This window comes from Pseudomonas sp. ASL4, from assembly GCF_056680395.1.
In genome coordinates this window covers 1,058,110-1,084,506 of record NZ_CM155280.1, presented here as the reverse complement: position 1 = coordinate 1,084,506, position 26,397 = coordinate 1,058,110, and the positions used below count along the sequence as shown (strand labels likewise).

At 60.2% G+C, this 26,397-nt stretch carries 24 protein-coding genes and 1 other RNA gene; 12 read left to right on the top strand and 13 right to left on the bottom strand.

All coding sequences use genetic code 11. The annotated features are described in order from the left end of the window. Positions 1-363: 363 nt before the first annotated feature. Positions 364-1,350 (top strand): taurine ABC transporter substrate-binding protein, encoded by a 987-nt coding sequence (gene tauA / locus AC1MEW_RS04770; protein WP_480427187.1) that lies wholly within the window; start codon positions 364-366, stop codon positions 1,348-1,350. A 153-nt stretch (positions 1,351-1,503) separates the two neighbouring features. Here tauA and argA read toward each other — a convergent pair whose 3' ends face one another. Beyond that, positions 1,504-2,802, bottom strand: a complete 1,299-nt coding sequence (gene argA / locus AC1MEW_RS04765; protein WP_201198711.1) for an amino-acid N-acetyltransferase — start codon at positions 2,800-2,802, stop codon at positions 1,504-1,506. Between the two features lie 267 nt (positions 2,803-3,069). Then, complete coding sequence (gene argE / locus AC1MEW_RS04760) at positions 3,070-4,239, bottom strand: acetylornithine deacetylase (RefSeq protein ID WP_201198713.1); 1,170 nt, start codon at positions 4,237-4,239, stop codon at positions 3,070-3,072. 157 nt (positions 4,240-4,396) lie between these two features. On the opposite strand from argE, the gene AC1MEW_RS04755 reads away from it, so the two are divergent. Continuing rightward, the gene (locus AC1MEW_RS04755) at positions 4,397-5,764 is read left to right on the top strand and encodes a CYTH domain-containing protein (protein WP_322269918.1); all 1,368 of its coding nucleotides are present in this window, start codon (positions 4,397-4,399) and stop codon (positions 5,762-5,764) included. Between the two features lie 155 nt (positions 5,765-5,919). On the opposite strand, the gene AC1MEW_RS04750 is transcribed toward AC1MEW_RS04755, so the two are convergent. After that, positions 5,920-6,390, bottom strand: coding sequence for an Lrp/AsnC family transcriptional regulator (locus AC1MEW_RS04750; RefSeq protein WP_123509746.1), 471 nt, complete (start codon positions 6,388-6,390; stop codon positions 5,920-5,922). 126 nt (positions 6,391-6,516) lie between these two features. Between AC1MEW_RS04750 and AC1MEW_RS04745 the strand changes: the two genes are divergently transcribed. From AC1MEW_RS04745 to AC1MEW_RS04720, 6 genes are all read left to right on the top strand, one after another. Beyond that, positions 6,517-6,855, top strand: coding sequence for a hypothetical protein (locus tag AC1MEW_RS04745; RefSeq protein WP_201198717.1), 339 nt, complete (start codon positions 6,517-6,519; stop codon positions 6,853-6,855). Positions 6,856-6,969: 114 nt separating this feature from the next. Next, positions 6,970-8,754, top strand: a complete 1,785-nt coding sequence (gene tfpB, locus AC1MEW_RS04740) for a type IV pilus assembly ATPase TfpB (RefSeq protein ID WP_201198725.1) — start codon at positions 6,970-6,972, stop codon at positions 8,752-8,754. A gap of 109 nt (positions 8,755-8,863) precedes the next feature. Next, a complete protein-coding gene (locus AC1MEW_RS04735) occupies positions 8,864-9,784 on the top strand; it encodes an SPFH domain-containing protein (protein ID WP_201256269.1) in 921 nt (306 codons plus the stop codon). An 8-nt stretch (positions 9,785-9,792) separates the two neighbouring features. After that, positions 9,793-10,242, top strand: a complete 450-nt coding sequence (locus AC1MEW_RS04730; protein WP_201256270.1) for an NfeD family protein — start codon at positions 9,793-9,795, stop codon at positions 10,240-10,242. A 65-nt stretch (positions 10,243-10,307) separates the two neighbouring features. After that, a complete protein-coding gene (locus AC1MEW_RS04725) occupies positions 10,308-10,628 on the top strand; it encodes a DUF2388 domain-containing protein (protein ID WP_201190679.1) in 321 nt (106 codons plus the stop codon). A gap of 211 nt (positions 10,629-10,839) precedes the next feature. Continuing rightward, positions 10,840-11,508 (top strand): outer membrane protein, encoded by a 669-nt coding sequence (locus tag AC1MEW_RS04720; RefSeq protein ID WP_201256271.1) that lies wholly within the window; start codon positions 10,840-10,842, stop codon positions 11,506-11,508. A gap of 138 nt (positions 11,509-11,646) precedes the next feature. Here AC1MEW_RS04720 and gcvP read toward each other — a convergent pair whose 3' ends face one another. Next, positions 11,647-14,520, bottom strand: a complete 2,874-nt coding sequence (gene gcvP / locus AC1MEW_RS04715) for an aminomethyl-transferring glycine dehydrogenase (RefSeq protein ID WP_480425550.1) — start codon at positions 14,518-14,520, stop codon at positions 11,647-11,649. Between the two features lie 155 nt (positions 14,521-14,675). Here gcvP and AC1MEW_RS04710 point away from each other — a divergent pair, with 155 nt between their 5' ends. Next, entirely contained in the window at positions 14,676-15,815 is a 1,140-nt protein-coding gene (locus tag AC1MEW_RS04710) for a DegT/DnrJ/EryC1/StrS family aminotransferase (RefSeq protein ID WP_201198735.1), read from the top strand. 65 nt (positions 15,816-15,880) lie between these two features. On the opposite strand, the gene gcvH is transcribed toward AC1MEW_RS04710, so the two are convergent. From gcvH to AC1MEW_RS04665, 9 genes are all read right to left on the bottom strand, one after another. Then, positions 15,881-16,264 (bottom strand): glycine cleavage system protein GcvH, encoded by a 384-nt coding sequence (gene gcvH / locus AC1MEW_RS04705; RefSeq protein ID WP_201198737.1) that lies wholly within the window; start codon positions 16,262-16,264, stop codon positions 15,881-15,883. Between the two features lie 50 nt (positions 16,265-16,314). After that, entirely contained in the window at positions 16,315-17,397 is a 1,083-nt protein-coding gene (gcvT, locus tag AC1MEW_RS04700) for a glycine cleavage system aminomethyltransferase GcvT (RefSeq protein ID WP_201198739.1), read from the bottom strand. Positions 17,398-17,552: 155 nt separating this feature from the next. Continuing rightward, positions 17,553-19,169 carry an ABC transporter permease gene (locus AC1MEW_RS04695; RefSeq protein ID WP_480425547.1) on the bottom strand — a complete coding sequence of 539 codons (1,617 nt, stop codon included), beginning with the start codon at positions 19,167-19,169 and terminating at the stop codon, positions 17,553-17,555. A gap of 231 nt (positions 19,170-19,400) precedes the next feature. Continuing rightward, positions 19,401-20,405, bottom strand: coding sequence for an extracellular solute-binding protein (locus AC1MEW_RS04690; RefSeq protein WP_480425545.1), 1,005 nt, complete (start codon positions 20,403-20,405; stop codon positions 19,401-19,403). A 252-nt stretch (positions 20,406-20,657) separates the two neighbouring features. Then, positions 20,658-21,875, bottom strand: coding sequence for a 2-octaprenyl-3-methyl-6-methoxy-1,4-benzoquinol hydroxylase (locus AC1MEW_RS04685; protein WP_480427184.1), 1,218 nt, complete (start codon positions 21,873-21,875; stop codon positions 20,658-20,660). A gap of 9 nt (positions 21,876-21,884) precedes the next feature. Further along, on the bottom strand, positions 21,885-22,370 hold the full coding sequence (locus AC1MEW_RS04680; RefSeq protein WP_201198747.1) for a DUF4442 domain-containing protein: 486 nt from the start codon (positions 22,368-22,370) through the stop codon (positions 21,885-21,887). Next, a complete protein-coding gene (ubiH, locus tag AC1MEW_RS04675; RefSeq protein ID WP_201198749.1) occupies positions 22,363-23,550 on the bottom strand; it encodes a 2-octaprenyl-6-methoxyphenyl hydroxylase in 1,188 nt (395 codons plus the stop codon). Before ubiH ends, AC1MEW_RS04680 begins: the two co-directional genes overlap by 8 nt. After that, positions 23,547-24,881: a Xaa-Pro aminopeptidase gene (gene pepP, locus AC1MEW_RS04670; RefSeq protein ID WP_201198751.1), complete on the bottom strand. Its 1,335-nt coding sequence runs from the start codon at positions 24,879-24,881 to the stop codon at positions 23,547-23,549. The genes ubiH and pepP overlap by 4 nt, the downstream gene beginning before the upstream one ends. A 27-nt stretch (positions 24,882-24,908) precedes the next feature. Beyond that, positions 24,909-25,463 carry a YecA/YgfB family protein gene (locus AC1MEW_RS04665; RefSeq protein ID WP_201198753.1) on the bottom strand — a complete coding sequence of 185 codons (555 nt, stop codon included), beginning with the start codon at positions 25,461-25,463 and terminating at the stop codon, positions 24,909-24,911. Between the two features lie 183 nt (positions 25,464-25,646). Between AC1MEW_RS04665 and AC1MEW_RS04660 the strand changes: the two genes are divergently transcribed. The 3 genes from AC1MEW_RS04660 to ssrS all read left to right on the top strand — a co-directional run bounded on the left by AC1MEW_RS04660 (position 25,647) and on the right by ssrS (position 26,379). Continuing rightward, positions 25,647-25,856 carry a TIGR02449 family protein gene (locus tag AC1MEW_RS04660; RefSeq protein ID WP_007942437.1) on the top strand — a complete coding sequence of 70 codons (210 nt, stop codon included), beginning with the start codon at positions 25,647-25,649 and terminating at the stop codon, positions 25,854-25,856. Further along, positions 25,853-26,170, top strand: a complete 318-nt coding sequence (locus AC1MEW_RS04655; RefSeq protein WP_007942435.1) for a cell division protein ZapA — start codon at positions 25,853-25,855, stop codon at positions 26,168-26,170. Before AC1MEW_RS04660 ends, AC1MEW_RS04655 begins: the two co-directional genes overlap by 4 nt. A 30-nt stretch (positions 26,171-26,200) precedes the next feature. Next, positions 26,201-26,379, top strand: a non-coding RNA gene (gene ssrS / locus AC1MEW_RS04650) — 6S RNA. The last annotated feature ends 18 nt before the right edge of the window (positions 26,380-26,397 follow it).

Genomic DNA, 26,397 nt, shown 5'->3' with positions numbered 1-26,397 from the left:
TCGCTCCTCTCGTTCTAATTCTTGTGTATCTGGTCCTGGGTCGTATGCCCTGGATCCGAAGATGCGCGATTAGCGCCAGACCGTGACCAATAAGTCAATCGTTACCAACCATGTCTACGACCTTCGTCTAACCGCAGTGATTTGGTCCCTGCAGGGTAATGAATTACTCATAAACCCAAAAAGAATTATTTCATTCTTTTTCATACCGCAATGGAATATAGCTCATCACTGCGAAACCGCACCGGGACATCAGGTATCGGCTCATAAGCTAATTACTAAATGGTATTTATTAGCCTTTTTTTAGATCGCTTAGCGTTGACACATCTTCAATTCGTCAACCCCTATCGAAAAGGCGACGCCATGATGGCCAAACGCGCACTATCCAGTCAAATTGTTACAGTTTGTATATCGATATTAATTTCCTGTGGTGCTCAAGCGGCCAACCTCACGGTGGGCTATCAGACCGGTATCGACCCGAGCAAAGTACCTCAGGCAGATGGCACTTATGAGACAGCCATTGGACAGAAAATTGACTGGCGGCGTTTTAATAGCGGCCCGGAAGTGGTCACCGCCATTGCCTCCGGCGATGTGCAGATCGGCTACCTTGGTTCCAGCCCCTTGGCCGCGGCCGCTTCACGCAATCTGCCAATCGTCGCGTTTATCGTTTCCGCCCAGATCAACGCGGCCGAAGCCTTGGTTGTGCGTAATGGCAGCGGCATCAATAAACCGGAAGATTTGATCGGCAAGACCATCGCCACGCCCTTCGTTTCAACGTCCCATTACAGCCTGCTCGGCGCACTGAAGCATTGGGGCCTCGATGCCTCAAAAGTCAAAGTGGTGAACCTGCAACCTGCTGAAATCGCCGCTGCCTGGAAGCGTGGCGACATCGACGGCGCGTTTGTCTGGTCACCGGCGCTGGGGGAAATTCGTAAGACCGGCAAGACCTTGACCGATGCCGCACAGGTCGGCCAATGGGGTGCGCCGACCTTCGAGGTCTGGGTCGCGCGCAAGGATTACGCCGAGAAGCATCCAGAGGTGGTGGCGAAATTCGCCAAGGTCACCCTGGACTCGTTCGCCGATTATGCCGCCCATAAAGACAGCTGGACTGCCGACTCGGTGCCGGTGCAGAAAATCGCCAAACTGACCGGAGCCAATGCCGCCGACGTGCCGGAATTGCTGGCCGGCTCAAACTTCCCGGATGCCAAGGCGCAACAGACCACCGCGCTGCTGGACGGCGGCACAGCCAAGGCAATTGGTGAGACAGCGAAGTTTTTGAAGGAGCAAGGAAAGGTCGAAACGGTGCTGCCGGATTACTCGCCGTACGTTAGCGCGAAGTTCGTAAAGGAATAACACAACCCCTGTGGCGAGGGAGCTTGCTCCCGCTGGAGGCCGAAGGACTCCCAAACCCGGCAGCGCGTTGATTCAGATATAACGCGATTGCCGGGCTTGGGGCCGCTACGCAGCCCAGCGGGAGCAAGCTCCCTCGCCACAATAGTTTTGTGGTTACAGGGTCTTTTCGAAGATCTTCGAATTACGCTGATAGTTGTACAGCGACGCCCGCGCCGACGGCAGGCGCTCGACGCTGCTTGGCTCGAACCCACGCTCGCGGAACCAGTGAGCGGTCCGGGTGGTCAGCACGAACAGGGTTTTCAGACCCTGCGCCCGGGCACGGGTTTCGATCCGTTCCAACAGTTCATCGCCACGACCGCCATGGCGATACTCCGGGTTCACCGCCAGACAGGCCAGTTCCCCGGCATCCGAATCGGCAATCTGATACAGCGCCGCGCAGGCGATGATCATGCCTTCGCGCTCGACCACGCTGAACTGCTCGATCTCACGTTCCAGCACTTCACGGGAACGGCGTACCAGAATCCCCTGCTCTTCCAACGGGCTGATCAAGTCCAGCAAACCACCGACGTCTTCAATCGCCGCTTCGCGCACCAGCTCGAATTGTTCCTGGGCCACCAACGTGCCGCCACCGTCGCGGGTGAACAGTTCGGTCAGCAGCGCACCGTCTTCGGCGTAGCTGACGATATGGCTACGCGCCACGCCGCCGCGACACGCTTCAGCCGCCGCATCCAGCAACTCAGCCTGATAGTTGCTGCCCAGGCGTTGCAGATGCGCCGGCACCTGTTGTGGGCGCAATTCGCGAACCAGGCGACCGTGTTCATCGATCAAGCCCAGGTCCGCGCCGAACAGCAGCAGTTTGTCCGCGCCGAGGTCGATGGCAGCACGGGTGGCGACGTCTTCACACGCCAGGTTGAAAATCTCACCGGTCGGCGAGTAGCCCAGCGGCGACAGCAGCACGATGGAGCGCTCGTCCAGCAGGCGATTGATGCCCTTGCGGTCGACCCGGCGCACTTCGCCGGTGTGGTGATAGTCGACGCCTTCGAGCACGCCAATCGGCCGTGCCGTCACCAGGTTGCCGCTGGCCACCCGCAGCCGCGAGCCCTGCATCGGCGACGAGGCCATGTCCATGGACAACCGCGCTTCAATGGCGATACGCAGTTGACCGACCGCATCGATCACGCATTCCAGGGTCGCGGCATCGGTGATGCGCATCCCGTGGTGGTAGTGCGGGATCAGGCCGCGGGCGGCGAGGCGGGTTTCGATTTGCGGACGGGAACCATGAACCAGCACCAGTCGCACGCCGAGGCTGTGCAACAGCACCAGGTCGTGGACGATATTGCCGAAGTTCGGATGCTCCACACCGTCGCCGGGCAGCATGACGACGAACGTGCAATCGCGGTGGGCATTGATGTAAGGAGATGCGTGACGAAGCCAATTAACGTATTCGGGCATGAACCTGGGCCTGTAATAAATAGCAGCCAAAAAATGGGCGAAACACAAAACGCACAACGGGCTGGTGGTTATCGTCGGAACAGGCTTGGCAACACGCGAGCTCTCCTCATGAATACGGGTTTGGACACTGGTAATTTAAACCGGTTAATCAGCCTAAACACAGAACCTGTGGGAGCGGGCTTGCTCGCGAAGGGGCCGTGTCAGCCGACATCAATATTGCCTGACACACCACTTTCGCGAGCAAGCCCGCTCCCACCTGGATTGCGTTTAACTGGCTGGCATTGGGTTTTGGGCCGGTGTCAGGCAGTAATGTTCAATCAGTTGTCGTAATAGATGCACGGTAGGCTGCAAACGTGACATTTCGAGGTATTCCCCCGGTTGGTGAGCGCAGGCGATGTCGCCCGGGCCAAGCACCAGTGTTTCGCAGCCAAGACGCTGAAGATAAGGTGCTTCCGTGCCGAACGCTACTGCTTCGGCCCGATGACCGGTGAGCTTTTCCGCGACCCGGACCAATTCGGCGTCTTCGGCCTGCTCGAACGGTGGCACTTCGGGGAACAGCGGCGCGTAATCGATCTTCACCTGATGCCGCTCGGCAATCGGCTTGAGCTTCTGCAAAATCGCCTCGCGCAGGGCATTCGGGTCCATGCCCGGCAGCGGTCGCAGGTCAAATTCCAGCGAACACTGGCCACAGATGCGGTTGGGGTTGTCACCGCCGTGGATGCAGCCGAAGTTCATCGTCGGTTGCGGCACGCTGAACTGCGGGTTGCGGAATTCGCGTTGCCATAAAAGACGCAAGCCGCGCAGTTCGCCAATCGCGTCGTGCATGGCTTCGAGAGCACTGTGCCCCAGGCTTGGGTCCGAGGAATGGCCGCTGCGACCGAGAATATCGATGCGTTCCATCATCACGCCTTTATGCAGGCGGATCGGCTTCAGGCCGGTCGGCTCGCCAATCACCGCCGCCCGGCCCAGCGGGCGTCCAGCGGCGGCCAGGGCCCGCGCCCCGGACATCGAGCTTTCTTCATCGCAAGTGGCGAGGATCATCAAGGGCTGCTTGAACGGCTGGTCGAGCAGCGGAATGACCGCTTCGATGGCCAAGGCGAAAAAGCCCTTCATGTCACAACTGCCGAGGCCGACCCAACGGCCGTCCACTTCCGTCAGTTTCAATGGATCGGTCTGCCACAACGCGCCGTCGAACGGCACGGTGTCGCTGTGCCCGGCCAGCACTAGCCCACCGGGGCCGGAACCAAAACTGGCGAGCAAGTTGAATTTTCCGGGGCTGACCTGCTGGATATCACAGGCAAAACCCAAATCACCGAGCCAGGTCGCCAGCAAGTCGATCACCGGACGATTGGTTTGATCCAGGCTCGGCTGGGTACAACTGACCGACGGCGCAGCGATCAGCGCAGCGAACTGATCTTTCATGGACGGCAAAGGCATCGCTGACTCCAAACTCCCGATTTGAAGTCCATCATAGAACCATCCGGCTTCAGGAATAAACCGCCGCGGCGCGTAGGACTTGTGAGTCCTGTACACTGCACGACCTTGGCAGCCACACATTCCCCCGGCTGCGCTCCCGATCCTGGATTTTCCGGCCATGCAGAAAGAAACCGAAATCAAACTCCGCGTCAGCCGCGAAACCCTCGCTGCCCTGCGCGAGCACCCGCTACTGAAAAAACGCAACAAAAGTGGCTGGGAACGCCGTGAGTTGATGAACCAGTACTTCGACACGCCTGAGCGCGACCTGGCCCGCGCCAAGGTTGCCCTGCGCCTGCGCCGCGATGGCGAAGAAGTGATTCAGACCCTCAAGACCCGCGGCCAGAGCGTTGCCGGTCTGTCCGAGCGTAACGAATACGACTGGAACCTGCCCAAAGCCAAGCTCGACGTGAAGAAACTCGACGGCGAATGCTGGCCTGAAGAGCTGGCCGAGCTGGACAAGAAAACCCTGAAAGCCATTTTCACCACCGATTTCGTTCGCGAACGCGCGGAAATCGCTTGGGGCCGTGGCAAGACCAAAGTGGTCATCGAAGCGGCGCTGGACTTCGGCCACGTAGTGGTCGGTAAACAGAAAGAAGAAATCTGCGAGCTCGAACTGGAACTGCGCGAAGGCGAACCTGCCGCGCTGCTGGAACTGGCCGCTGAACTGGCCGCGACCCTGGCCCTGATGCCGTGTGACATCAGCAAGGCCGAGCGCGGCTATCGTTTGTACGACGCCAACAGCTACTCGCTGAGCCTGCCGGCGCCGCAAATCACTGCCGAAATGCCGCTGGACGACGCTTTCGCCGCCCTGAGCTGGCACTTGTTGGGCAGCAGCCAGCGTCTGGCTGAACAATATCGCTTCAATGGCCACTGGCGCCTGTTGCAGGACTGGGTCGAAAACCTCGGTGAACTGCGCGCGCTGCTCAGCAGCCTCGGTCAAGCGGCACCGCGTCAGTCGACTCACGACCTGCGCGTTGCACTCGACGCCTTGCTGGAAGACTGGCGTCCGCTGGTTCAAGCCGGGCTGGACGACGAAGACGTGCGCAAAGCCGCGCCGGAGCAGTTCCTCGAAGAACTGGAAGACCCGCGCTGGGGCCTGTTCTCGCTGAACACTTCGCGCTGGTTGCTGGCCCGCACCTGGGCTGCTGATCGCAACGTGCGCGGCAATCGCCAAGGCGCTGCGCAACTGGCCAACTGGCTCCCGCGCCTGCTGGGCGAAGAAGCCACGTCCCTGCAATTGCAGCGTTATCAGCAACAGCCGGAAGACCTGGCCGAGCAACTGCCACGCATCGAACGCATCCAGGCCTGGATGCACCACGCCCGTGGCGTGCTGGACATCCCGGAAATGGATCGCCTGTACGGTGAGCTGAACAAACTGGCGCAACTGGCCAACGAGCCGATCACCGACGAAAGCCTGGATGCGCGCAAGCAGCAAGCGATTGCCGTGTATCAGAACCGTGCCTGGAAAATGTTGTTGCGTATGTAACAACTAAGACCTGTGGCGAGGGAGCTTGCTCCCGCTGGGGTGCGAAGCGCCCCCAAATCCGACAAACGCGTTACGCCTGTTTCACCGCGTTTTCGGGATAGGGAGTCCTTCGGCCTCCAGCGGGAGCAAGCTCCCTCGCCACAAGTTCATAGGCGTTACCGCAACACCGGCAAACTCGTCGTAGACTTGATCTCCGACAGCGCCACGATCGAGTTCACCTCCTGAATCCCCGGCACCATCGACAGCTTCTCAAAGAAGAAGCGCTCATAAGCCTCGATGTCCGCCGTGACGATCCGCAGCAAGAAATCCACCGACCCCATCAGCACATAACACTCCAGTACTTCGGGAAAGCCGCGAATCGCCTCGGTGAACTCTGTGAAGTTCGAACGCCCGTGGGCATTGAGTTTGATCTCGGCGAAGATCTGCGTGTTCAGGCCTATTTTCTTGCGATCAAGCAGGGTCACCTGAGCGCGAATGATCCCCTCCTCCTTCATCCGCTGAATCCGCCGCCAGCACGGCGATTGCGACAGTCCCACCTGCTCGGCGATTTGTGCGCTGGAGAGTGAGGCGTCCTCTTGCAGCAACGCGAGAATTTTGCGGTCGTAGCCATCCAGCTCGGCGTGCATAGAAAAACCTTTGATTGATAGCTCGTTGAATCAAACGATTCGATAAATCGCCAATGAGCCCAATCATAGATAAGAAATGCCCGACACCGAATGTAAAAATTCCTCCAGTGATTTTGGAGACCGACCATGCCGCATCTTGAAGCCGTGAATACCCCGCTAGCCCGCGCCGACGTGTGGAATGTCAGCAACGCCCATTGCCGCGTTCAGTACCAACTGCTGGCCGAGGCCGAACCGGATCTGCTGTGCCGCGCACTCAACCTGTTCGCCTTGCAGTTTCTGACCCCCGAGCAGGTCAACGTGCAACGCATGGACGATTTGCTGTCGATCGACATCGTCATCGACGGCTTGAGTTGGCATCGAGCTGAAGTGATCGCTGAAAAACTACGTAACCTGATCAGCGTCTGCTCGGTAAACCTGCAAAGTGCCGATGCGGCGTGGGATGAGCAAACACAAGCGGCGGGCTGAAAGAACTGGAAACGGCTTTGCCAGGTAGTGGCCCAACGGTCTGCGGGTCCGCGACTATCCTTTGCACACTGCGGTCTAGATCGCTGTTTGCAGGATTGTTCATAAGGAACCCGCATGTCCGTTCAACTTGCCACTCAGGACCGCTGGCTGGATCTCAATGATTTGCTGCGAGAACTGGTCGCCCAGGGCTTTATCAATCAGGACTCGGCCGAACTCGCGCTCAACGCCCGCCGCCGGCATGCCGCCAATGGCCAACTGCACCCGCTGGAATTTATTGCCAGCCAACACCTGGACGACCTCAGCCGTCCGGGCAAACATCTCGACCTTGAAAGCCTGACCCTGTGGTTATCCCAACAGGCCGGTCAGCCTTATCTGCGCATCGACCCACTGAAAATCAACGTCGCGGCCATCACGCCGCTGATGTCCTACGCCTTCGCCCAGCGGCACAAGATTCTCGCCGTTTCCATCGACCGCGACGCCGTGACAATCGCCAGCGCGCAACCCTACGTCACTGGCTGGGAAGCCGACCTGACCCACGTGCTGAAGCTGCCGATCAAGCGTGTGGTGGCCAACCCGGTGGATATCCAGCGCTTCAGTGTGGAGTTTTTCCGCCTGGCCAAATCGGTGACCGGCGCCACCAACGCTGATCAGCAGACCAGCACCCTGGGCAACTTCGAACAACTGCTCAACCTCGGCGCCAGCGATCAGGAGCCGGACGCCAATGACGCGCACATCGTCAACATCGTCGACTGGCTGTTCCAGTACGCGTTCCAGCAGCGGGCCAGTGATATCCATATCGAACCCCGGCGCGAGCAAGGCACGGTGAGGTTTCGCATCGATGGCGTGCTGCACAACGTCTATCAATTCCCGCCCCAGGTAACCATGGCCATCGTCAGCCGCCTGAAAAGCCTGGGCCGGATGAACGTCGCCGAAAAACGTAAACCCCAGGACGGCCGGGTCAAGACCAAGACCCCGGACGGCGGTGAAGTCGAACTGCGGCTGTCGACCTTGCCCACCGCGTTCGGCGAAAAAATGGTCATGCGGATCTTCGACCCGGAAGTGCTGCTCAAGGATTTTGATCAGTTGGGTTTCTCCGCCGATGACCTGCGGCGCTGGCAGGACATGACCCGCCAGCCCAACGGCATCATTCTGGTGACCGGGCCGACCGGTTCGGGCAAGACCACCACCCTCTATACCACCCTGAAGAAACTGGCGACTCCGGAGGTCAACCTCTGCACCATCGAAGACCCGATTGAAATGGTCGAGCCAGCCTTCAACCAGATGCAGGTCCAGCACAACATCGACCTGACCTTCGCCGCCGGGGTGCGTGCGCTGATGCGGCAAGACCCGGACATCATCATGATCGGCGAGATCCGCGACCTCGAAACCGCCGAAATGGCGATCCAGGCCGCGCTTACCGGTCACCTGGTGCTATCGACCCTGCACACCAACGATGCGCCGAGCGCCATCAGCCGCCTGCTGGAACTCGGCGTGCCGCATTACCTGATCAAAGCCACGGTGCTCGGGGTCATGGCCCAGCGCCTGGTCCGTACCTTGTGTCCCCACTGCAAGGCACCGCTGACCCTTGAGGAAGAGGATTGGCAAACCCTGACCCGCCCCTGGCAAGCACCGCTGCCGACCAATGCCCATCGCGCCATCGGTTGCCTGGAATGCCGCGACACCGGCTATCGCGGGCGCGCCGGGGTCTACGAAATCATGCAACTGACCGACAGCATCAAAGCGCTGATCACCCCCGATACCGACTTGCTGGCGATTCGGCGTCAGGCGTTCAAGGAAGGCATGCGCAGCTTGCGATTGTCGGGGGCGCAGAAGGTGGCGGCAGGCTTGACGACCATCGAGGAAGTGTTGCGGGTGACGCCGCAGAGCGAGCAGAAATGAAACCTTTTATGTCTCCTGATGATGCAAGGGGTGACTAACCGGTATTGCTACCCGACCCGCGCCGCTACACTCCAGCCATTGCAATTTCATTGATCAACAGGGAATCGTTATGCAGATCGGTAGTGTGCTTTTACTGTTTGTCGGCCTGGTCGTCGCCATTCTGTTCATGGGTTTCAAGGTCGTGCCGCAGGGCTATCAGTGGACGGTCGAGCGCTTCGGTCGTTACACCAACACCCTCAAGCCTGGCCTGAACATCATCATTCCCATCGTGGACCGCATCGGCCGCAAGATGAATGTCATGGAAAGTGTGCTGGATATTCCGCCTCAGGAAGTCATCACCTCCGATAACGCCACGGTGCAGATCGACGCCGTGTGCTTCTTCCAGGTGGTCAACACTGCGCAGGCCGCCTATGAGGTGAACAACCTCGAACACGCCATTCGCAACCTGCTGCAAACCAATATCCGTACCGTGCTCGGTTCCATGGAGCTGGATGCGATGCTCAGCCAGCGCGACGGTATCAACGAAAAACTTCTACGCACGGTCGATGAAGCCACGGCGCCGTGGGGCATCAAGATCACCCGGATCGAAATCAAGGACATCAGCCCGCCAGCGGACCTGATGGCTGCCATGTCTGGCCAGATGAAAGCCGAGCGGATCAAGCGCGCACAAATCCTCGAAGCCGAAGGCCTGCGAGCTGCTGCGATCCTGACTGCCGAAGGCAAGAAACAGGCGCAGATTCTCGAAGCTGAAGGCGGTCGTCAGGCGGCTTTCCTCGAGTCCGAAGCCCGGGAACGTCAGGCCGAGGCCGAAGCCCAGGCCACCAAAGTGGTGTCTGAAGCCATCGCTAACGGCAACGTGCAGGCGGTGAACTACTTTGTCGCACAGAAGTACATCGATGCCCTGGGCAAACTGGCCTCAGCCAATAACAGCAAAGTGATTCTGATGCCGCTTGAGGCCAGCTCGATGATCGGCGCAGTCGGCGGCATCGGCGAAATCGTCAAGGCAACGTTCGACAACAAGAAAGCCTGAGGCTCGCCATGTGGGCATTCCTGCAACATTTGTCGTTCTGGGACTGGCTGGCACTGGGCACGGTGCTACTGATTCTTGAAGTGTTCGGCGCCGGCGGTTATCTGCTGTGGATCGGCATGGCGGCGGCAGCGGTTGGCGTGCTGACCTTTGTACTGCCAAGCCTGTCCTGGGAAATGCAGTTTCTGTTGTTCGGCCTGCTCTCGATTGCCACTGCCCTGTACTGGTGGCGACGCCAGCGCAGTGCCGTGAGAGAGAGCGACCAGCCAAATCTCAATCTGCGGGGCCAGGAACTGATCGGCAAAACCTTCGTGGTGTTTGAAGCTATTGTCGACGGCCACGGCAAAATCAAAGTGGCCGATGGCGTGTGGATCGCCCACGGGCCAGATGCCGCGCTGGGTAGCCGGGTTCGGGTGGTCAGCCAGCAAGGGGCGATTCTGCTGGTGGAACCGGCTGACTGAGTGGTCATGGAACTCGATTGGGTAAATGGCGATCCAACCCCGTAGTTAATTCAGTGGAGTCACCCATCATGCGTCTCAAACTTGCTGTCGCTACCCTTGCCATGCTGTCCCTACCCGTTGGTTCAGCGATGGCCGACAGCTTTTGGCGTAACGTCATCTCGTCCGGTGCGACCACCGGTTCGACCTACCTGACCTTCAAGGATCACAAGCTGATCGTCGCGGCCCAGGACGATGCCGGCAGTTTCGTCGCCAGTGACGGCGGCATCCGCGGCCCTTACCTGGAAGCCGCCATGCAGAAAGTCCGCGCCGACAACCCGGGCCTCAAAGCCACGGACATGGAACTGGCGAATGCGATCCTGGCGAAGAACGCCGTCGCCTCGGACTAAGCGTTTACAGATGTAAAAATGCCGCTCACATGAGCGGCATTTTTTATGGGCCAGAAAAACTGCACGCCGCTTTCCTACAGAGGTGACGGTCAAAACCCTGACACCCAGACGACAATTCGCCAGCTTACTGAGGAAGGCTCTGATATTAGCGTCCGGCGTGTGAACCCAGACTTTGTCGATTCGGATTATCCACACAAGTGAATCGATACCCATGAACAAATCAAGCCTGTCGTTACTGCTGCTAGCCGCCGCCTTCAGCAATCTGTCTCATGCCGAAGGCCTATACGGCTCGGTGAAAATCCAGAGTGCCCAACAAGACCTTTCAAGCGCGCTGCTCACCAGCCCCAGGGTCAGCCATCGCGTGGTCAGCCCGGACAGCAGTAAAAACGTCGGCGGCGCACTCGCGGTGGGTTATGCCTTCAAGGGTGACTGGCGTCTGGAAGGCGAATACACCCTCAAAAACGATTCGGAGTTCAAGAGTCATTGGGCGCCGTTCAATGCCAACGTCAACAACATGCAAGTCTCGTCCAGCCGCTTGATGCTCAACGGCTACAAGGACTTCCCGCTGAACGACTACCTGTCGCTGTACGCCATGGCCGGGGTGGGTGTGGCCCACATCAGCTCCGAGGGTTATCAATCCAACACCTCGCGGCGATTCGCCAACAACAGCCAGAACAATTTCGCCTATGCCGTGGGCGTCGGGGCCGACTTCAAGCTCACCCAGCAAATCACCCTCGGCACTGGTTACCGCTATGTCGATATGGGTGACATCGAAACCGGCTACAACACCTTTGCCAACCGCATCAATGCCCGGGATGAACAGCTCAAAGGCAAGCTGCGGGAGCAGAACCTATACGTCGAGGCGCGGATGTCGTTCTGAGTTTTTGGATCAGAACGCAATCCATTGTGGGAGCGGGCTTGCTCGCGAAGGGGCCGTATCAGTCAACATTGGTGTCGGATGACACACCGCTTTCGCGAGCAAGCCCGCTCCCACATTGGATAGGTGTAAACCGGTAGATCAGCGGTAATCATCCACCGGCACGCACGCGCAAAACAGATTCCGGTCGCCATAAACGTTATCGACACGGTTCACCGCTGGCCAATACTTGTGCGCCTTGGTGTGCGCATCCGGCGTCACCGCTTGTTCGATGGTGTAAGGCCGCTCCCAGACCCCGGTGATATCAGCCAGGGTGTGCGGTGAGCGTTTCAACGGATTGTCCTCAGCGTCCCAATGACCGTTTTGCACTTCGGTGATTTCTGCGCGAATGCTCAGCATCGCCGCGATAAAGCGGTCCAGTTCAGCCTTCGATTCGCTCTCGGTCGGTTCGACCATCAACGTCCCCGGCACCGGAAAGGACATGGTCGGTGCGTGGAAGCCGTAATCCATCAGACGCTTGGCCACGTCCTCCTCACTAATCCCGGTCAGCGCCTTGAGCGGCCGCAGATCCAGAATGCATTCATGGGCCACCCGCTCGTTGCGCCCGGTGTAGAGCACCGGGAAAGCGCCGGACAAATGCTGCGCCAAGTAATTTGCGGCCAGAATCGCCACCTCGCTGGCATCCGCCAATTGCGGCCCCATCATGGCGATGTACATCCAACTGATCGGCAAAATACTCGCGCTGCCCCAAGGCGCGGCGCTGACTGCGCCGTTCTGCGGCTGCGGACCGTCGATCGGCACCACCGGGTGATTGGCCACAAACGGCGCCAGATGCGCGCGCACACCAATCGGCCCCATGCCCGGCCCGCCGCCACCGTGGGGAATGCAGAAGGTTTTGTGCAGGTTCATGTGGGACACATCGGCGCCAATATCAGCCGGTCGCGCCAGGCCGACCTGGGCATTAAGGTTGGCACCGTCCATGTAAACCTGGCCGCCATGGCTGTGGATAACTTCACAGATCTCGCTGATGCCTTCCTCATAGACGCCGTGGGTCGAAGGATAAGTCGCCATCAGACAGGCGAGTTTGTCCCCCGCTGCTGACGCTTTGCCCTTCAGGTCGTCCAGATCGACGTTGCCCGCCTCGTCACACTCAACGATCACCACCCGCATCCCGGCCATTTGCGCCGAGGCCGGGTTGGTGCCGTGGGCCGAGGACGGGATCAAACAGATATCCCGGGCGCCTTGATGCCGACTCTCGTGATATTTGCGAATCGCCAGCAACCCCGCGTACTCACCCTGGGCGCCGGAGTTGGGCTGCATGCAGATCGCATCAAAACCGGTGATCGCGCAAAGCCAGCGCTCCAGCTCCTCGATCAACAGCGCATAACCCGCCGCCTGCTCCTTGGGCACAAACGGGTGCAGGTTGGCGAATTGCGGCCAGGTGATGGGGATCATCTCGCTGGTGGCATTGAGTTTCATGGTGCAGGAGCCGAGCGGGATCATCGACTGGTTCAGCGCCAGGTCCTTGTTCTCCAACTGCTTGAGGTAGCGCAGCATCTCGGTTTCGCTGTGATGGGCGCTGAACACCGGGTGACGCAGATAAGGCGTGGTGCGCAACAATCCGTCAGGAATGCCGCAGACCAGGGTTTCAGCGTCGAGTTCGTCGACGTTAAGCCCATGATCGGCACCGAGGAATACATCGAACAGCTTCGCGACAGTGGACTCATCGCACGTTTCATCAAGACTCAGGCCCAGTTGCCCGCGTCCGAGAATACGCAAATTGATCTGCGCCGCTTGGGCGCTTTCGATGATCGCGGTTTGCGTTCCGCCGACCTCCAGGGTCAGGGTGTCGAAAAACTGTTTGTTGAGGCGGGTAATGCCATGACGCTCAAGGCCCGCGGCGAGGATACAAGTCAGCCGATGCACGCGTTGAGCAATCCGTTTCAGCCCTTCCGGGCCATGGTAGACCGCGTAGAAACTGGCGATATTGGCCAGCAGCACCTGGGCGGTGCAGATGTTCGAGTTGGCCTTCTCCCGACGGATATGTTGCTCGCGGGTTTGCAGGGCCATGCGCAGGGCGACGTTGCCACGGGCATCTTTCGACACGCCGATGATCCGCCCTGGAATCGCCCGTTTGTACTCATCACGGCTGGCAAAAAACGCTGCATGCGGACCGCCGTAGCCCATCGGTACGCCGAACCGCTGGGACGAACCAAATACCACATCGGCGCCCAGCTCTCCCGGCGGGGTCAGCATTAACAAACTCAGGAGGTCAGTCGCCACACAGGCCAGCGCCTGCTGGGCATGCAAGTGATCGATCAGTGGCCGCAGATCACGAATCTCGCCGTGAGTGTCGGGATACTGCAGCAACGCACCAAAAACCTGGTGCTGCTTCAGGTTATCCACAGCGTCGATGATCAACTCGAAACCGAAACCTTCGGCCCGGGTCCGGACCACGGAAATGGTCTGCGGATGGCAGTTCTCGTCGACGAAAAACAGATTGCTCTTGGACTTGGCGACCCGCTTGGCCAACGCCATGGCTTCAGCGGCAGCCGTGGCTTCATCCAGCAACGAGGCGTTAGCCAGCTCCAGGCCCGTAAGGTCGATGGTCAATTGCTGGAAGTTGAGCAGCGCTTCGAGCCGCCCCTGGGCAATCTCGGGCTGATAAGGCGTGTAAGCGGTGTACCAACCGGGATTTTCCAGCACGTTACGCAGGATGACGGTCGGCGTAAGGGTGCCGTGGTAACCCATGCCGATCAGGCTGGTCCAGACCTGGTTCTGTTCGGCATAACCGCGCAGCTTGGCCAGCGCCGCTTCTTCGTCGAGGGCTGGCGGCAAGTCCAGTTCACGGTTGAGGCGAATGCCTGGCGGCACGGTTTGTTCGATCAGTTCGACCCGGCTGCCGAGGCCGAGGCTGTCGAGCATCGCCTGCTGTTCGGCGGCATCGGGGCCCAAGTGGCGACGCAGGAAAGTATTGGGGTCGCGTAACTGGCTCAAGGACGGCAATTGGGACATGACGGGCTCTCTCTTGACTGGCGCTCAGCGTCGATGCAACACGGTCAAACCAGCATAGCAGTCGATACCCGAGCAGATGGCGTGGCGCCTTCGCTCAAACCGGATCATCATGTGCGGCGCATGCCTAATGTCCGCCAATCAGGTGTCTACTGTTTATGAGCCAACTGCCATTTTTGCCGTTTTCCAAACCCACCATCGACGAAGCCACGATTGCGGCGGTCGGTGATGTATTGCGTTCGGGCTGGATCACCAGCGGCCCCAAGGTCCAGGCCTTTGAAGCGCAACTGTCGGAGTTCTTTGGCGGGCGCCCGGTGCGCACGTTCAACTCCGGCACCTGCACCATGGAAATCGCTTTGCGCATCGCCGGCATCGGGCCAGGCGATGAAGTGATCACCACGCCGATTTCCTGGGTCGCCACCGCCAACGTGATTCTGGAAGTGGGCGCCACGCCGGTGTTTGCCGACATCGACCCGATCACCCGCAATATCGATCTGGATCAGTTGGAAGCCGCGATCACCCCGCGCACCAAAGCCATCATTCCGGTGTACCTCGCCGGTTTGCCGGTAGACATGAGCCGGCTGTATGCGATTGCCAAAAAACATGGCCTGCGGATAGTCGAAGACGCCGCTCAAGCCCTGGGTTCGAGCTGGAATGGCCAACGCATCGGCGCGACAGGCGACTTCGTGTCGTTCAGTTTCCAGGCGAACAAGAACGTCACCTCGTCGGAGGGCGGTTGCCTGGTACTGAACACGCCTGAGGAAGTGCGACTGGCGGAGAAGTACCGTTTGCAGGGCGTCACCCGCACGGGTTTTGATGGTCTGGACGTGGATGTGCTGGGCGGCAAGTTCAACATGACCGATGTTGCGGCGGCCATTGGCCTGGGGCAATTTGCTCACATCGAGGCGATCACTGCTCATCGTCGTGAGCTGGCCAAGCATTATTTCGCCTGTTTCGGCGCCGATTTCGAAGCGCAGTACGGGGCGCAACTGCCGCCGGCGGATTTCGAGAACAGCAACTGGCATTTGTTCCAACTGGTGCTGCCTGAGCGCAAGGACGGCCAACCGGCACGGGCCACGTTCATGGAGCAGATGCAGGCACTGGGCGTCGGCATCGGTTATCACTACCCGCCGATTCACTTGCTGAGTCTTTACCGCGAGCGCGGTTTCAAGGAAGGGATGTTCCCGGTGGCAGAACGCGTCGGCCGTTTGATCGTTTCGCTGCCGATGTTTACGGCGATGAGCAAAGCGGATGTCGAGCAGTCCGTGGCAGCGGTAAAAGCTGTATTGAAGCCGTAAACCAACCTGTGTAGGAGCTGCCGAAGGCGGCCCGAGCCTTCGGTAGCTCCTACATTGGGCGAGGATTACTCGCCGATGGCGGCTTTGTAGCCAGCTGCATCAAGCAGCTTTTCCAGGTCAGCCGTGTTGCTTGGCTTGAGTTTGAAGATCCAGGCGTTGTACGGCTCGGAGTTGAGCAATTCCGGGTTGGCGCTCAGCTCTTCGTTGACCGCAATCACTTCACCGGCAATCGGGGAGTAGATGTCGGAAGCCGCTTTAACCGACTCCACCACACCTGCCTGATCTTCGGCAGCAAACACATTGCCGACTTCAGTCAACTCAACGAACACCACGTCGCCCAAGGCTTCCTGTGCGTGATCGCTGATGCCCACGGTGACGGTGCCATCGGCTTCCAGACGGGCCCATTCGTGACTTTCGGCGAAACGCAGGTCGGCAGGGATATCGCTCATGTTCTGTGTCCTCAAGAAGAATGTCAGCGGTCGTTGCCCGCCGGAAAAGTTTAAATCAAGGTTTTGCCGTGGCGTACGAAGGTCGGTTTGACCACTCGGACCGGGTACCACTTGCCACGGATTTCCACTTCTGCGCGGTCGGCTGTCGCCATCGGCACGCGCGCCAGTGCAATCGACTTGCTTAGCGTAGGAGAGAAACTACCACTGGTGATCTCCCCTTCGCCAACATTGGCGATACGGACGACTTGATGAGCGCGTAAAACCCCACGCTCCTCAAGCACCAGACCGACCAGTTTGTGCTGTACGCCGTTGGCCCTTTCGGCTTCCAGGGCCGCACGACCAATGAACTGGCGAGTGGCCGGCTCCCAGGCAATGCTCCCGGCCATATTAGAGGCCAGCGGTGAGACGTCTTGATGAATGTCCTGACCGTAGAGGTTCATCCCGGCCTCGACACGCAAGGTGTCCCGGGCGCCAAGACCGATAGGAGAGATGCCGGCGCCGACCAGGTCATTGAAGAAACCTGGCGCCTGATCCGCTGGCAGAACGATTTCCAGCCCGTCTTCGCCGGTGTAACCGGTGCGCGCGATAAACCAGTCGCCATCAGGCTGACCTTCGAAGGGTTTGAGGATCTGGATCAGGTTTCCGCGGGACTGGGTGACCAGTTCGGCAATCTTGTGCCGGGCCTGCGGACCTTGAATAGCCAGCATCGCCATCTCGGAACGCTCATGGATCTGGACTTTGAAGCCGCCGAGATGCGCCTGCATCCAGGCCAGGTCCTGATCGCGGGTGGAGGCGTTGACCACCAGCCGATAGCCGTCGTCGAGACGGTAGACGAGCATGTCGTCGACGATACCGCCGTGCTCGTTGAGCATGGTGCTGTACAGGGCACGGCCGGAGCTGTGCAGGCGTCCGACGTCATTGGCCAGCAAATGCTGGAGCCAGGCCTTGGCCTGGGGGCCGTCGACATCGATCACGGTCATGTGGGATACATCGAAAACCCCGCAATCGCGGCGCACCTGGTGGTGTTCCTCGACCTGCGAGCCGTAATGCAGTGGCATATCCCAACCGCCAAAATCGACCATCTTCGCGCCGAGGGCGAGATGAAGGTCATACAGAGGCGTACGCTGTCCCATGGGTTTCTCCTTCCGGGCGTGGCGAAGGTGCGGACAAGCACTGCACGGGTGAAAGCCTTGAAATAGAAGGCCTACAGCCGATTTCAGCTACCTGATCTGTCAGACGGACCGCACCGAATGCCGCGCATTGTAGCCGCAAGGTGTAGGACTGGCACCTAGGCGTTTCGATGCGCCGAACGTCGAATCAATCCGATAACCGGTAACAGCCCGACCAAAACCAGGGTCAGCGCCGGCAACGACGCCCTCGCCCACTCTCCTTCGCTGGTCATTTCGAAGATCCGCACCGCCAGCGTGTCCCAGCCAAACGGGCGCATCAGCAGGGTGGCGGGCATTTCCTTAAGCACATCGACGAACACCAGCAACGCGGCGCTCAAGGTACCGGGCAGTAAAAGCGGCAGATACACTTTGAAAAACAGTCGTGGCCCACTCACTCCAAGACTACGTGCCGCTTCGGGCAAAGAAGGCCGTATTCGCGCCAGACAGCTTTCCAATGGGCCGTAAGCCACTGCGATGAAACGCACCAGATAGGCCAGCAACAACGCCGACAGGCTGCCCAGCAGTAACGGCTTGCCCGCGCCGCCAAACCAGCCCGACAGCGGAATCACCAGTTCGCGATCCAGATAACTGAACGCCAGCATGATCGACACCGCCAGCACCGAACCAGGCAAGGCGTAGCCAAGGTTGGCCAGGCTGACGCCGGAACGGATCGCCCGGGTCGGCGCCAGTCGTCGGGCAAACGCCAGCAGCAGCGCAACACTGACGGTGATCAACGCAGCCATGCCGCCCAGGTACAGGGTGTGGACGATCAGCCCGGCGTAACGCTCATCCAGGTCGAAGCGCCCGCGCTGCCAGAACCACACCATCAGTTGCAGCATCGGAATGACAAAGGCGCAGGCGAACACCAGCCCGCACCAACTCATCGCCGCCAACGCCTTGATGCCATGCAGGTGATACAACGCCTTGACCCGTGGCCGCTCGTTGCTCGCCCGATTCGCCCCCCGGGCACGGCGCTCGCCGTACAGCACGACCATCACCACCAGCAGCAACAGGCTGGCCAGTTGCGCGGCGGTCGACAGGCTGAAAAAGCCGTACCAGGTCTTGTAGATGGCGGTGGTGAACGTGTCGAAGTTGAACACCGACACTGCGCCGAAATCCGCCAGGGTTTCCATCAGCGCCAACGCCACGCCAGCGCCGATGGCCGGGCGCGCCATCGGCAATGCCACCCGCCAGAACGCTTGCCATGGCGATTGCCCGAGAACCCGAGCGGCCTCCATCAGGCCTTTGCCCTGGGCCAGAAACGCGGTGCGCGCCAAGAGGTAAACGTAGGGGTAGAACACCAGCACCAGAACGAGGATGACACCGCCGGTGGAACGCACTCGCGGCAATCGTAGCCCCGCGCCAAACCACTCCCGTAGCAAGGTTTGCACGGGACCGGCGAAGTCCAACAGGCCGACAAAGACGAACGCCAACACATAGGCAGGTATCGCAAAGGGCAGCATCAATGCCCAGTCCAGCCAGCGCCGGCCGGGGAATTCGCAGAGGCTGGTGAGCCAGGCCAGGCTCACACCCAACAGCGTCACCCCGATACCGACGCCGAGCACCAGCGTCAGGGTATTGCCCAGCAGGCGTGGCATCTGGGTGTCCCAGAGGTGGGACCAGATCTGTTGATCGATGGTTTGCCAGGAGAAAAGCAGAACGCTCAGGGGCAGCAGGACCAACGCAGCGATGACGAAGACCAGGGGATACCAGCGGCGTTGGGCGGGGTGGGCCAAGGGGATTCTCTAGAAAATTTTGAGCTAACGCAGGTCTGCGACCAGCTCCATTTTGTGGCGAGGGAGCTTGCTCCCGCTCGGCTGCGCAGCAGTCGTAAAGCAGCGGATGCGATTTAACTGACGCACCGCGCCGCCTGGTTTTGGGGCCGCTTCGCAGGCCAGCGGGAGCAAGCTCCCTCGCCACAGGTAGGCCCCCTCACCACGAACAAACGCCAACACAAAGGAGTGGCGTCAGTTCCAACCGGCCCGATCCATCATGCGAATCGCTTCAGCCTGGCGCTTGCCGGCAATTTCCACCGGCAACGTATCAGCGACAAACTTGCCCCAACTCGCCACTTCAGCAGATGGCTGAACCGCAGGGTTGGCCGGGAATTCCTGGTTTACGTCAGCGAAAATCTTTTGCGCTTGCGGCGTGGTCATCCACTCCACCAAGGCCTTGGCTGCTTCCGGGTGCGGTGCATGCTTGGTCAGGCCAATGCCCGACAGGTTGACGTGCACACCACGGTCGCCCTGATTCGGCCAGAACAGCTTTACCGCCAGATCCGGTTTCTGCTTGTGGAGGCGGCCGTAGTAGTAGGTGTTGACGATGCCAACGTCGCATTGGCCGGCGTTGATCGCGTCCAGTACCGCGATGTCATCGGAGAACACGTCGGTGGACAGGTTGCTCACCCAGCCCTTGAGGATCTGCTCGGTTTTCTCGGCGCCATGGACTTCAATCATGGTGGCGGTCAGCGACTGGTTGTAGACCTTCTTCGCCGTGCGCAGGCACAGGCGACCTTCCCACTGCTTGTCCGCCAGCGCTTCGTAAGTCGTCAGCTCGCCCGGCTTCACTCGGGCAGTGGAATAAGCAATCGTCCGCGCCCGCAGGCTCAGGCCGGTCCAGGCGTGGGAGGACGCGCGGTACTGCAGCGGGATATTGGCGTCGATGGCTTTGGAGGTGAACGGCTGGAGGATGCCCATCTGCTCGGCCTGCCAGAGGTTACCGGCGTCGACGGTGAGCAGCAGGTCGGCGGTGGCGTTTTCGCCCTCGGCCTTGATGCGCTGCATCAACGGCGCTTCCTTGTCGGTGATGAACTTCACCTGCACACCGGTTTTCGCGGTGTAGGCATCGAAGACTGGCTTGATCAACTCGTCGATACGCGAGGAGTAAACCACCACCTCGTCGGCGGCCTGGGCGGCGGTGCTGCCGATCAGGGTCAGGGCCAGTGCGGTCAGTAGACGCTTCGGTGCCAACATGGGAGCGGTCTCTCGATTGAAAAAATGAGGCCAAATGATAAGGACTCACATTTACCTTCTCAATCGAACAGTTCGCGGGTGAGTTACCAGATGTTGCACAGGGCGCCGACACAACCCCTGTGGCGAGGGGGCTTGCCCCCGTTGGACTGCGAAGCAGTCCCTGCATATCTTCAGACAAAACCTGCAATCCAACCTGCGACCGCTTCGCGCTCGAACGGGGGCAAGCCCCCTCGCCACAGGGCCATGCCCACTTCAAGCCTTGGCGAGTGCCGGCAAATCCCCGGTCAGCCCCAGCGCTTCACGCACAAACAACGCCTTGGCCTCGGGCATTTTCTCGACCAGCTTCAATCCGGCGTTACGCAACCAGCGCACTGGCAGCGGATCGGCCTGGAACAACCGTTCAAAGCCTTCCATCGCCGCCATCAACGCCAGGTTGTGGGGCATGCGCCGACGCTCGTAACGGCTGAGGACTTTCACATCCGCCAGGCGCTCGCCGCGTTCAGCCGCTTGCAGCAGCACTTCAGCCAGCACCGCCGCATCAAGGAAACCGAGGTTCACGCCCTGCCCGGCCAGCGGGTGAATGGTGTGCGCCGCGTCGCCGATCAGTGCCAAGCCTTCCGCGACATAGCGTTTGGCGTGGCGCTGACGCAGCGGCACGCACAGACGCGGATCGGCGCTGATTACCGTGCCCAAACGGCCCTCGAAGGCCCGCTCCAGTTCGCGGCAGAAGCCTTCGTCATCCAGCGCCATCAGGCGTTCGGCTTCGCTCGGCGTGGTCGACCAGACAATCGAGCACCAATCCTGCTGACCGTCACGTTCCAGCGGCAAGAAGGCCAGCGGACCGTTGTCGGTAAACCGCTGCCAAGCCGTCATTTGATGCGGTTTTGAGCTGCGCACGCTGGTGACGATGGCGTGGTGCAAGTAATCCCACTCGCGGGTCGCCACACCGGTCAGGCGTCGCACTGCTGAATTGGCGCCATCCGCCGCGATCACCAACGGCGCGCGCAAGGTGCGGCCATCAGCCAGGGTCAACAACCAGTCATCACCGGAGCGGCGCATCTGCTCAAGGCGCGCATTGGCCAGCATTCCGAGGTCGCAATCGTGCAAGCGGTCGAGCAAGGCGTCCTGAACCACCCGGTTCTCGACGATATGCCCCAGCACGTCGGCGTGCACACTGGCCGCCGAGAAGTGGATTTGTCCGGTGCCGCTGCCGTCCCAGACCTGCATGTCGGTGTACGGGCTGCTGCGTCGGCTGGCGATACCGTCCCAGACGCCGAGGCGTTCGAGGATGCGCTGACTGGCGGTCGACAAGGCGCTCACTCGCGGCTCGAACGGCGCGTCGCCGTCGAAAGGTTTGACGCTCATGGGGCTGCCGTCCAGCAGCAGGACTTCCAGCCCACTGTCTTGCAACGCCAGCGCCAGGGCGCTGCCGACCATTCCGGCCCCGACAATCAGCAGATCTGCGCGCATGTCCATGCTTTAAGCCTGTCTCGCTTGCGGCTTGAGCCGCACGTAAAGGGTTTTTTCGACCCGCGCCACCAAGGTGCCGGCGCCGTCGTGAATATCGACCTGCAACTGCGGCAGGTATTTCTCGCCATCGGCGGTCTGCCGGCGGATTTCGTCGAGCAAGGTTTCGTCGATGTTGAAGCGAGCGAACACCGGGCCTCTGCCCGGCGAAATGAAATCGATGTCGGCCGCCTTGTCCCAGACGATGTACCGATGCCCGAGGTTTTCCATCAGCATCAGCATGTAGAACGGGTCGACCATCGCATACAGGCTGCCACCGAACTGAGTGCCAACGTAGTTGCGGTTGTACCAGCCCAGCCCCATGGACACCTGAATGTCGCGGAAGTCATCGCTGATGTGCCGAACCCGCACCCCGGCCCCGAAGTACGGCGGGTAAAACGTCATGACCCAGCGCATCAACCGCGCCTTGCCGAATTTTGCGGTCAGCCACTTAAGCATCAGGACGCGTACCCAAACCCATGGCCTGGCGGGCGAACCAGCGCTTGGCCGGCGGCAACAGGTCAAGGCCGAGCAGGCCGATGTTGCGGCCCAGGGAGACCAGCGGCTGGGTGCTGCCGAACAACCGGGTGACCTGATCGGAGAAGCCGACGGTGAGGTTCTGATCCATACGCTGGCGTTCGCGATAGGCCTGCAGCGTCGCAAAGTCGCCAGGCGAAGTCTCGCTGGCCAGCAACGCGTCGGCCAGGGCCTGGGCATCGCGCAAGGACAGGTTGAAGCCTTGGCCGGCAATCGGGTGCAGGCTGTGGGCGGCGTTGCCGAGAATCGCCAGATGCGGACGCACCTGCTCTTCGGCCTCGATCAAGGTCAGCGGGTACAAATGCCGCGCGCCGACCTGCTTCAAGGTGCCGAGGCGATAACCGAACACGCCTTGCAACTCACTGAGGAAGCTCTTTTCATCAAGGGCCGCCAGCCGTTGCGCGTCCATGCCCAAACGGGTCCAGACCAAAGCGCAACGGTTGTCCGGCAGCGGCAATAACGCCATCGGGCCTTCGTCGGTGAAACGCTCGAACGCCATGCCGTTGTGGGATTCGCTCGGGGTGATGTTGGCGATCAGCGCGCTCTGGTTGTACGGACGCTTCTTGATGCCGATCCCCAGTTGCTCGCGCAGACCGGAACGGCCGCCATCAGCGAGCACCGCGAGGTCGCATTCCAGAGTGGTTTCGTCATTGAGGGTCAGGCGATAACCGTCGGTCAACGGTTCCATGCGGGTGACTTCCGCCGGGCAGCGCCAACTGACGACTTCTTTGTCCAGACCTTGCCACAAGCATTGGCCGAGCCAGGCGTTTTCCACCACATAACCCAGCGCCGGAACACCCTCTTCCATCGCCGACAGCCGTGCCGTGGAGAAACGTCCACGGTCAGACACATGAATCTGCTTGATCGGCTCGGCCCGGCGGGTGATTTCCTGCCACACGCCCAGCCGTTGATAAATCTGCCGAGCGCCATAGGACAGCGCCGAAGATCGGGCGTCGTAGCTCGGTTGGTAGGTGTCACCGGGGGCGAACGGTTCGATCAACACGATCTTCCAGCCACGGGCCTTGGCCCCGGCCTGCAACGCCAACGCCAGACTTGCGCCGACCAGGCCGCCGCCGATGATTGCCAGATTGACTCGACTCATGCCGCTTGTGTCCGTGCTTGTGCCATCAAGGCCTCGATGTCGGCGACCGTTTTCGGCACGCCTTTCGTCAGGATTTCACAACCGGTTTTGGTCACTACCACGTCGTCCTCGATGCGCACGCCAATGCCACGCCATTTCTTCGCCACGTTCTGGTTGTCCGGGGAGATGTAGATCCCCGGCTCAACGGTCAGCGCCATGCCGACTTCCAGCACACGCCATTCGCCGCCGACCTTGTACTCGCCGACGTCATGCACATCCATGCCCAGCCAGTGGCCGGCGCGGTGCATGTAAAACGCTTTATAGGCTTCGCTGGCGATCAGTTCGTCGACGTCCCCCTTCAACAGGCCCAACTTCACCAGACCGGCGGTAATCACCCGGACCGTGGCTTCGTGGGCCTGATTCCAGTGTTTGTTCGGGGCGATTTCGGCAAACGCGGCTTCCTGAGACGCCAACACCAATTCGTAGATCGCCTTCTGCTCCGCTGAATACTTGCCGCTGACCGGCCAGGTGCGGGTGATGTCGCTGGCGTAGCAGTCGATCTCGCATCCGGCATCGATCAACACCAGGTCGCCGTCCTTGAGGACCGCGTCATTCTGCTGGTAATGCAGGATGCAGCTGTTGCGCCCTGACGCGACGATCGAGCCATACGCCGGCATCTTCGCCCCGCCCTTGCGGAATTCGTAATCGAGCTCGGCTTCGAGGCTGAATTCATGCAGCCCGGCACGGCTGGCCTGCATGGCGCGGATATGCGCCTGGGCAGAAATCCGTGCGGCTTCGCGCATCACCTTCACTTCTGCCGCGGATTTATACAGGCGCATGTCGTGAAGCAGATGATCCAGGGCAACGAATTCGTTCGGCGGCTGGGCGCCGAGGTGCGCTTTAGAGCGGATCACGTTGATCCAGTCCATCAGGTGCCGATCAAATTCGGGGTTGCTGCCCATGGCCGAGTAGACCCGGTCGCGACCTTCGATCAGGCCCGGCAAGATGTCGTCGATGTCGGTGATCGGGAATGCATCGTCGGCGCCGAAGTCGCGGATCGCGCCTTCCTGGCCGGCGCGCAGGCCGTCCCACAATTCTCGTTCGGCGTTGCGCTCCCGGCAAAACAGCAGGTATTCGCCGTGCTCCCGGCCGGGCATCAGGACGATGACGGCTTGAGGCTCGGGGAAACCGCTGAGGTACTGGAAGTCGCTGTCCTGACGGTAGACGTGCTCGACGTCGCGGTTGCGAATGGCCACCGCGGCGGCGGGCAGAATCGCGATGCTGTTGGGTTCCATCTGCGCCATCAAGGCCTTGCGGCGACGGCTGTATTCCGATTTCGGGATATGGATCATGGGCAGATGGCTTTCCCTGGCAGGCGATTAGTGCAACGACGGTTTAGCAGCGGCTTCGTCGGTTTTCTTGGTTTCCGTGAACAGCAACAATGGAGCAACGCGCAGGTACTCCATCACTTCCATGTAATCGCTTTCGCCGTCGTCAGACTCTTCCAGAGCATCTTGCACCTGGGCGATGGCGGCCAGATCCTGCAGCACTTCGGTGGCTTCGGTGGTCAGGGCATATTCACGACGGGTCAGACCGAAGCCGGTCAGGAAACCCTGGCACCATTGGCCCAGCGCGGCGGCGCGGTCGGCCAGCGGTGCGTCGTCGGTTGGCAGCAGCAGAACGACGGTCATGTCGTCGCCGGTCAATTCGCCCTTGACCATCTCTTGCAGGCCGATCAGGGCGTTGCGAACGTTGTCTTGTGGCTCGCCTTCGAGCAGCTCGGCGGCATCGGCCAGCCAGCTGTCGGCTTCGAAGCCGGCACCGGCGCAACTGCGGCCGAGCAACAGGCCATGCAGTTCGGCAGGCGAGACGGAATGGCCGCTGGTGTTCAGCAGGGTGGCGAAGGCTTGGTACGGGGAATTCTGAATGGGCATGGGCAGCTAGGCGCCAGACGGCGCTATGTCTAGAATGAAGGCCTTGTATCCTACATCGACAGACTCGCCAAGACTATTAAAGGCTGTCCACCAGCCTGGGGCTGTAAGAAACTAAGCGCGCTCGACGCGTCGGCAGTTTCCTACAGAGCCTGCCACCCATCAGACACATATTCAGTGGACACAATGGAAGACACCGATCTGCAAGCGCTGATGGCCAGACTCGAGCTACTAATTAGCCGGGTCGAGCAACTAAAGAGTCAAAACGGACTCCTATTAGCTCAGGAAAAGACCTGGCGCGAGGAACGCGCGCACCTCATTGAAAAAAACGAAATCGCCCGGCGTAAGGTCGAATCGATGATTTCGCGCCTCAAGGCCCTGGAGCAAGACTCATGAGTTCAAGCAATAGCGTTACCGTGCAGATCCTCGACAAAGAATATTCGATCATCTGCCCCCAGGAAGAGCGCAGCAACCTGGTGAGTGCCGCCCGTTACCTGGACGGCAAGATGCGCGAAATCCGCAGCAGCGGCAAAGTCATCGGCGCCGACCGCATCGCCGTGATGGCCGCGCTGAACATCACCCACGACCTGCTGCACAAGGAAGAACGCCCGGACGTACAGGCCAGCGGTTCGACCCGAGAGCAGGTTCGCGACCTGCTCGACCGCGTCGATCTGGTGCTGGCAACTGATCCGGACGTCACCAAGGGCTGATTCGTGGGATCGCTTGGGGTATACTCGCGTCACTCCCTGGGGTGCTTGCCAGTTGACGATGTCCCTGAGCCGATTCGCACTACCCTGGAAGTTGCACGTTGGGCTGGTGTGCATGTCCGCTAGACGGAAAGCCTTAAAGCCTACTGCTTCTTCCACCTTGAACTTTCGGGTTCAAGGGCTAAGTCAGCAGCGGTTCATCCGGGGAGCCTGATTCCAGTCCGATGCCG

Bases quoted from the DNA above. Each gene is read 5' to 3' on its own strand.
- AC1MEW_RS04665 (WP_201198753.1), bottom strand. From the start codon at position 25,463: ATGCCCATTCAGAATTCCCCGTACCAAGCCTTCGCCACCCTGCTGAAC.
- gcvT (WP_201198739.1), bottom strand. From the start codon at position 17,397: ATGGGACAGCGTACGCCTCTGTATGACCTTCATCTCGCCCTCGGCGCG.
- gcvH (WP_201198737.1), bottom strand. From the start codon at position 16,264: ATGAGCGATATCCCTGCCGACCTGCGTTTCGCCGAAAGTCACGAATGG.
- AC1MEW_RS04720 (WP_201256271.1), top strand. From the start codon at position 10,840: ATGAACAAATCAAGCCTGTCGTTACTGCTGCTAGCCGCCGCCTTCAGC.
- AC1MEW_RS04655 (WP_007942435.1), top strand. From the start codon at position 25,853: ATGAGTTCAAGCAATAGCGTTACCGTGCAGATCCTCGACAAAGAATAT.
- pepP (WP_201198751.1), bottom strand. From the start codon at position 24,881: ATGATCCATATCCCGAAATCGGAATACAGCCGTCGCCGCAAGGCCTTG.
- AC1MEW_RS04730 (WP_201256270.1), top strand. From the start codon at position 9,793: ATGTGGGCATTCCTGCAACATTTGTCGTTCTGGGACTGGCTGGCACTG.
- argE (WP_201198713.1), bottom strand. From the start codon at position 4,239: ATGCCTTTGCCGTCCATGAAAGATCAGTTCGCTGCGCTGATCGCTGCG.
- AC1MEW_RS04680 (WP_201198747.1), bottom strand. From the start codon at position 22,370: ATGCTTAAGTGGCTGACCGCAAAATTCGGCAAGGCGCGGTTGATGCGC.
- tfpB (WP_201198725.1), top strand. From the start codon at position 6,970: ATGTCCGTTCAACTTGCCACTCAGGACCGCTGGCTGGATCTCAATGAT.
- AC1MEW_RS04660 (WP_007942437.1), top strand. From the start codon at position 25,647: ATGGAAGACACCGATCTGCAAGCGCTGATGGCCAGACTCGAGCTACTA.
- ubiH (WP_201198749.1), bottom strand. From the start codon at position 23,550: ATGAGTCGAGTCAATCTGGCAATCATCGGCGGCGGCCTGGTCGGCGCA.
- AC1MEW_RS04685 (WP_480427184.1), bottom strand. From the start codon at position 21,875: ATGCGCGCAGATCTGCTGATTGTCGGGGCCGGAATGGTCGGCAGCGCC.
- gcvP (WP_480425550.1), bottom strand. From the start codon at position 14,520: ATGTCCCAATTGCCGTCCTTGAGCCAGTTACGCGACCCCAATACTTTC.
- argA (WP_201198711.1), bottom strand. From the start codon at position 2,802: ATGCCCGAATACGTTAATTGGCTTCGTCACGCATCTCCTTACATCAAT.
- AC1MEW_RS04745 (WP_201198717.1), top strand. From the start codon at position 6,517: ATGCCGCATCTTGAAGCCGTGAATACCCCGCTAGCCCGCGCCGACGTG.
- AC1MEW_RS04690 (WP_480425545.1), bottom strand. From the start codon at position 20,405: ATGTTGGCACCGAAGCGTCTACTGACCGCACTGGCCCTGACCCTGATC.
- AC1MEW_RS04735 (WP_201256269.1), top strand. From the start codon at position 8,864: ATGCAGATCGGTAGTGTGCTTTTACTGTTTGTCGGCCTGGTCGTCGCC.
- tauA (WP_480427187.1), top strand. From the start codon at position 364: ATGGCCAAACGCGCACTATCCAGTCAAATTGTTACAGTTTGTATATCG.
- AC1MEW_RS04710 (WP_201198735.1), top strand. From the start codon at position 14,676: ATGAGCCAACTGCCATTTTTGCCGTTTTCCAAACCCACCATCGACGAA.
- AC1MEW_RS04755 (WP_322269918.1), top strand. From the start codon at position 4,397: ATGCAGAAAGAAACCGAAATCAAACTCCGCGTCAGCCGCGAAACCCTC.
- AC1MEW_RS04750 (WP_123509746.1), bottom strand. From the start codon at position 6,390: ATGCACGCCGAGCTGGATGGCTACGACCGCAAAATTCTCGCGTTGCTG.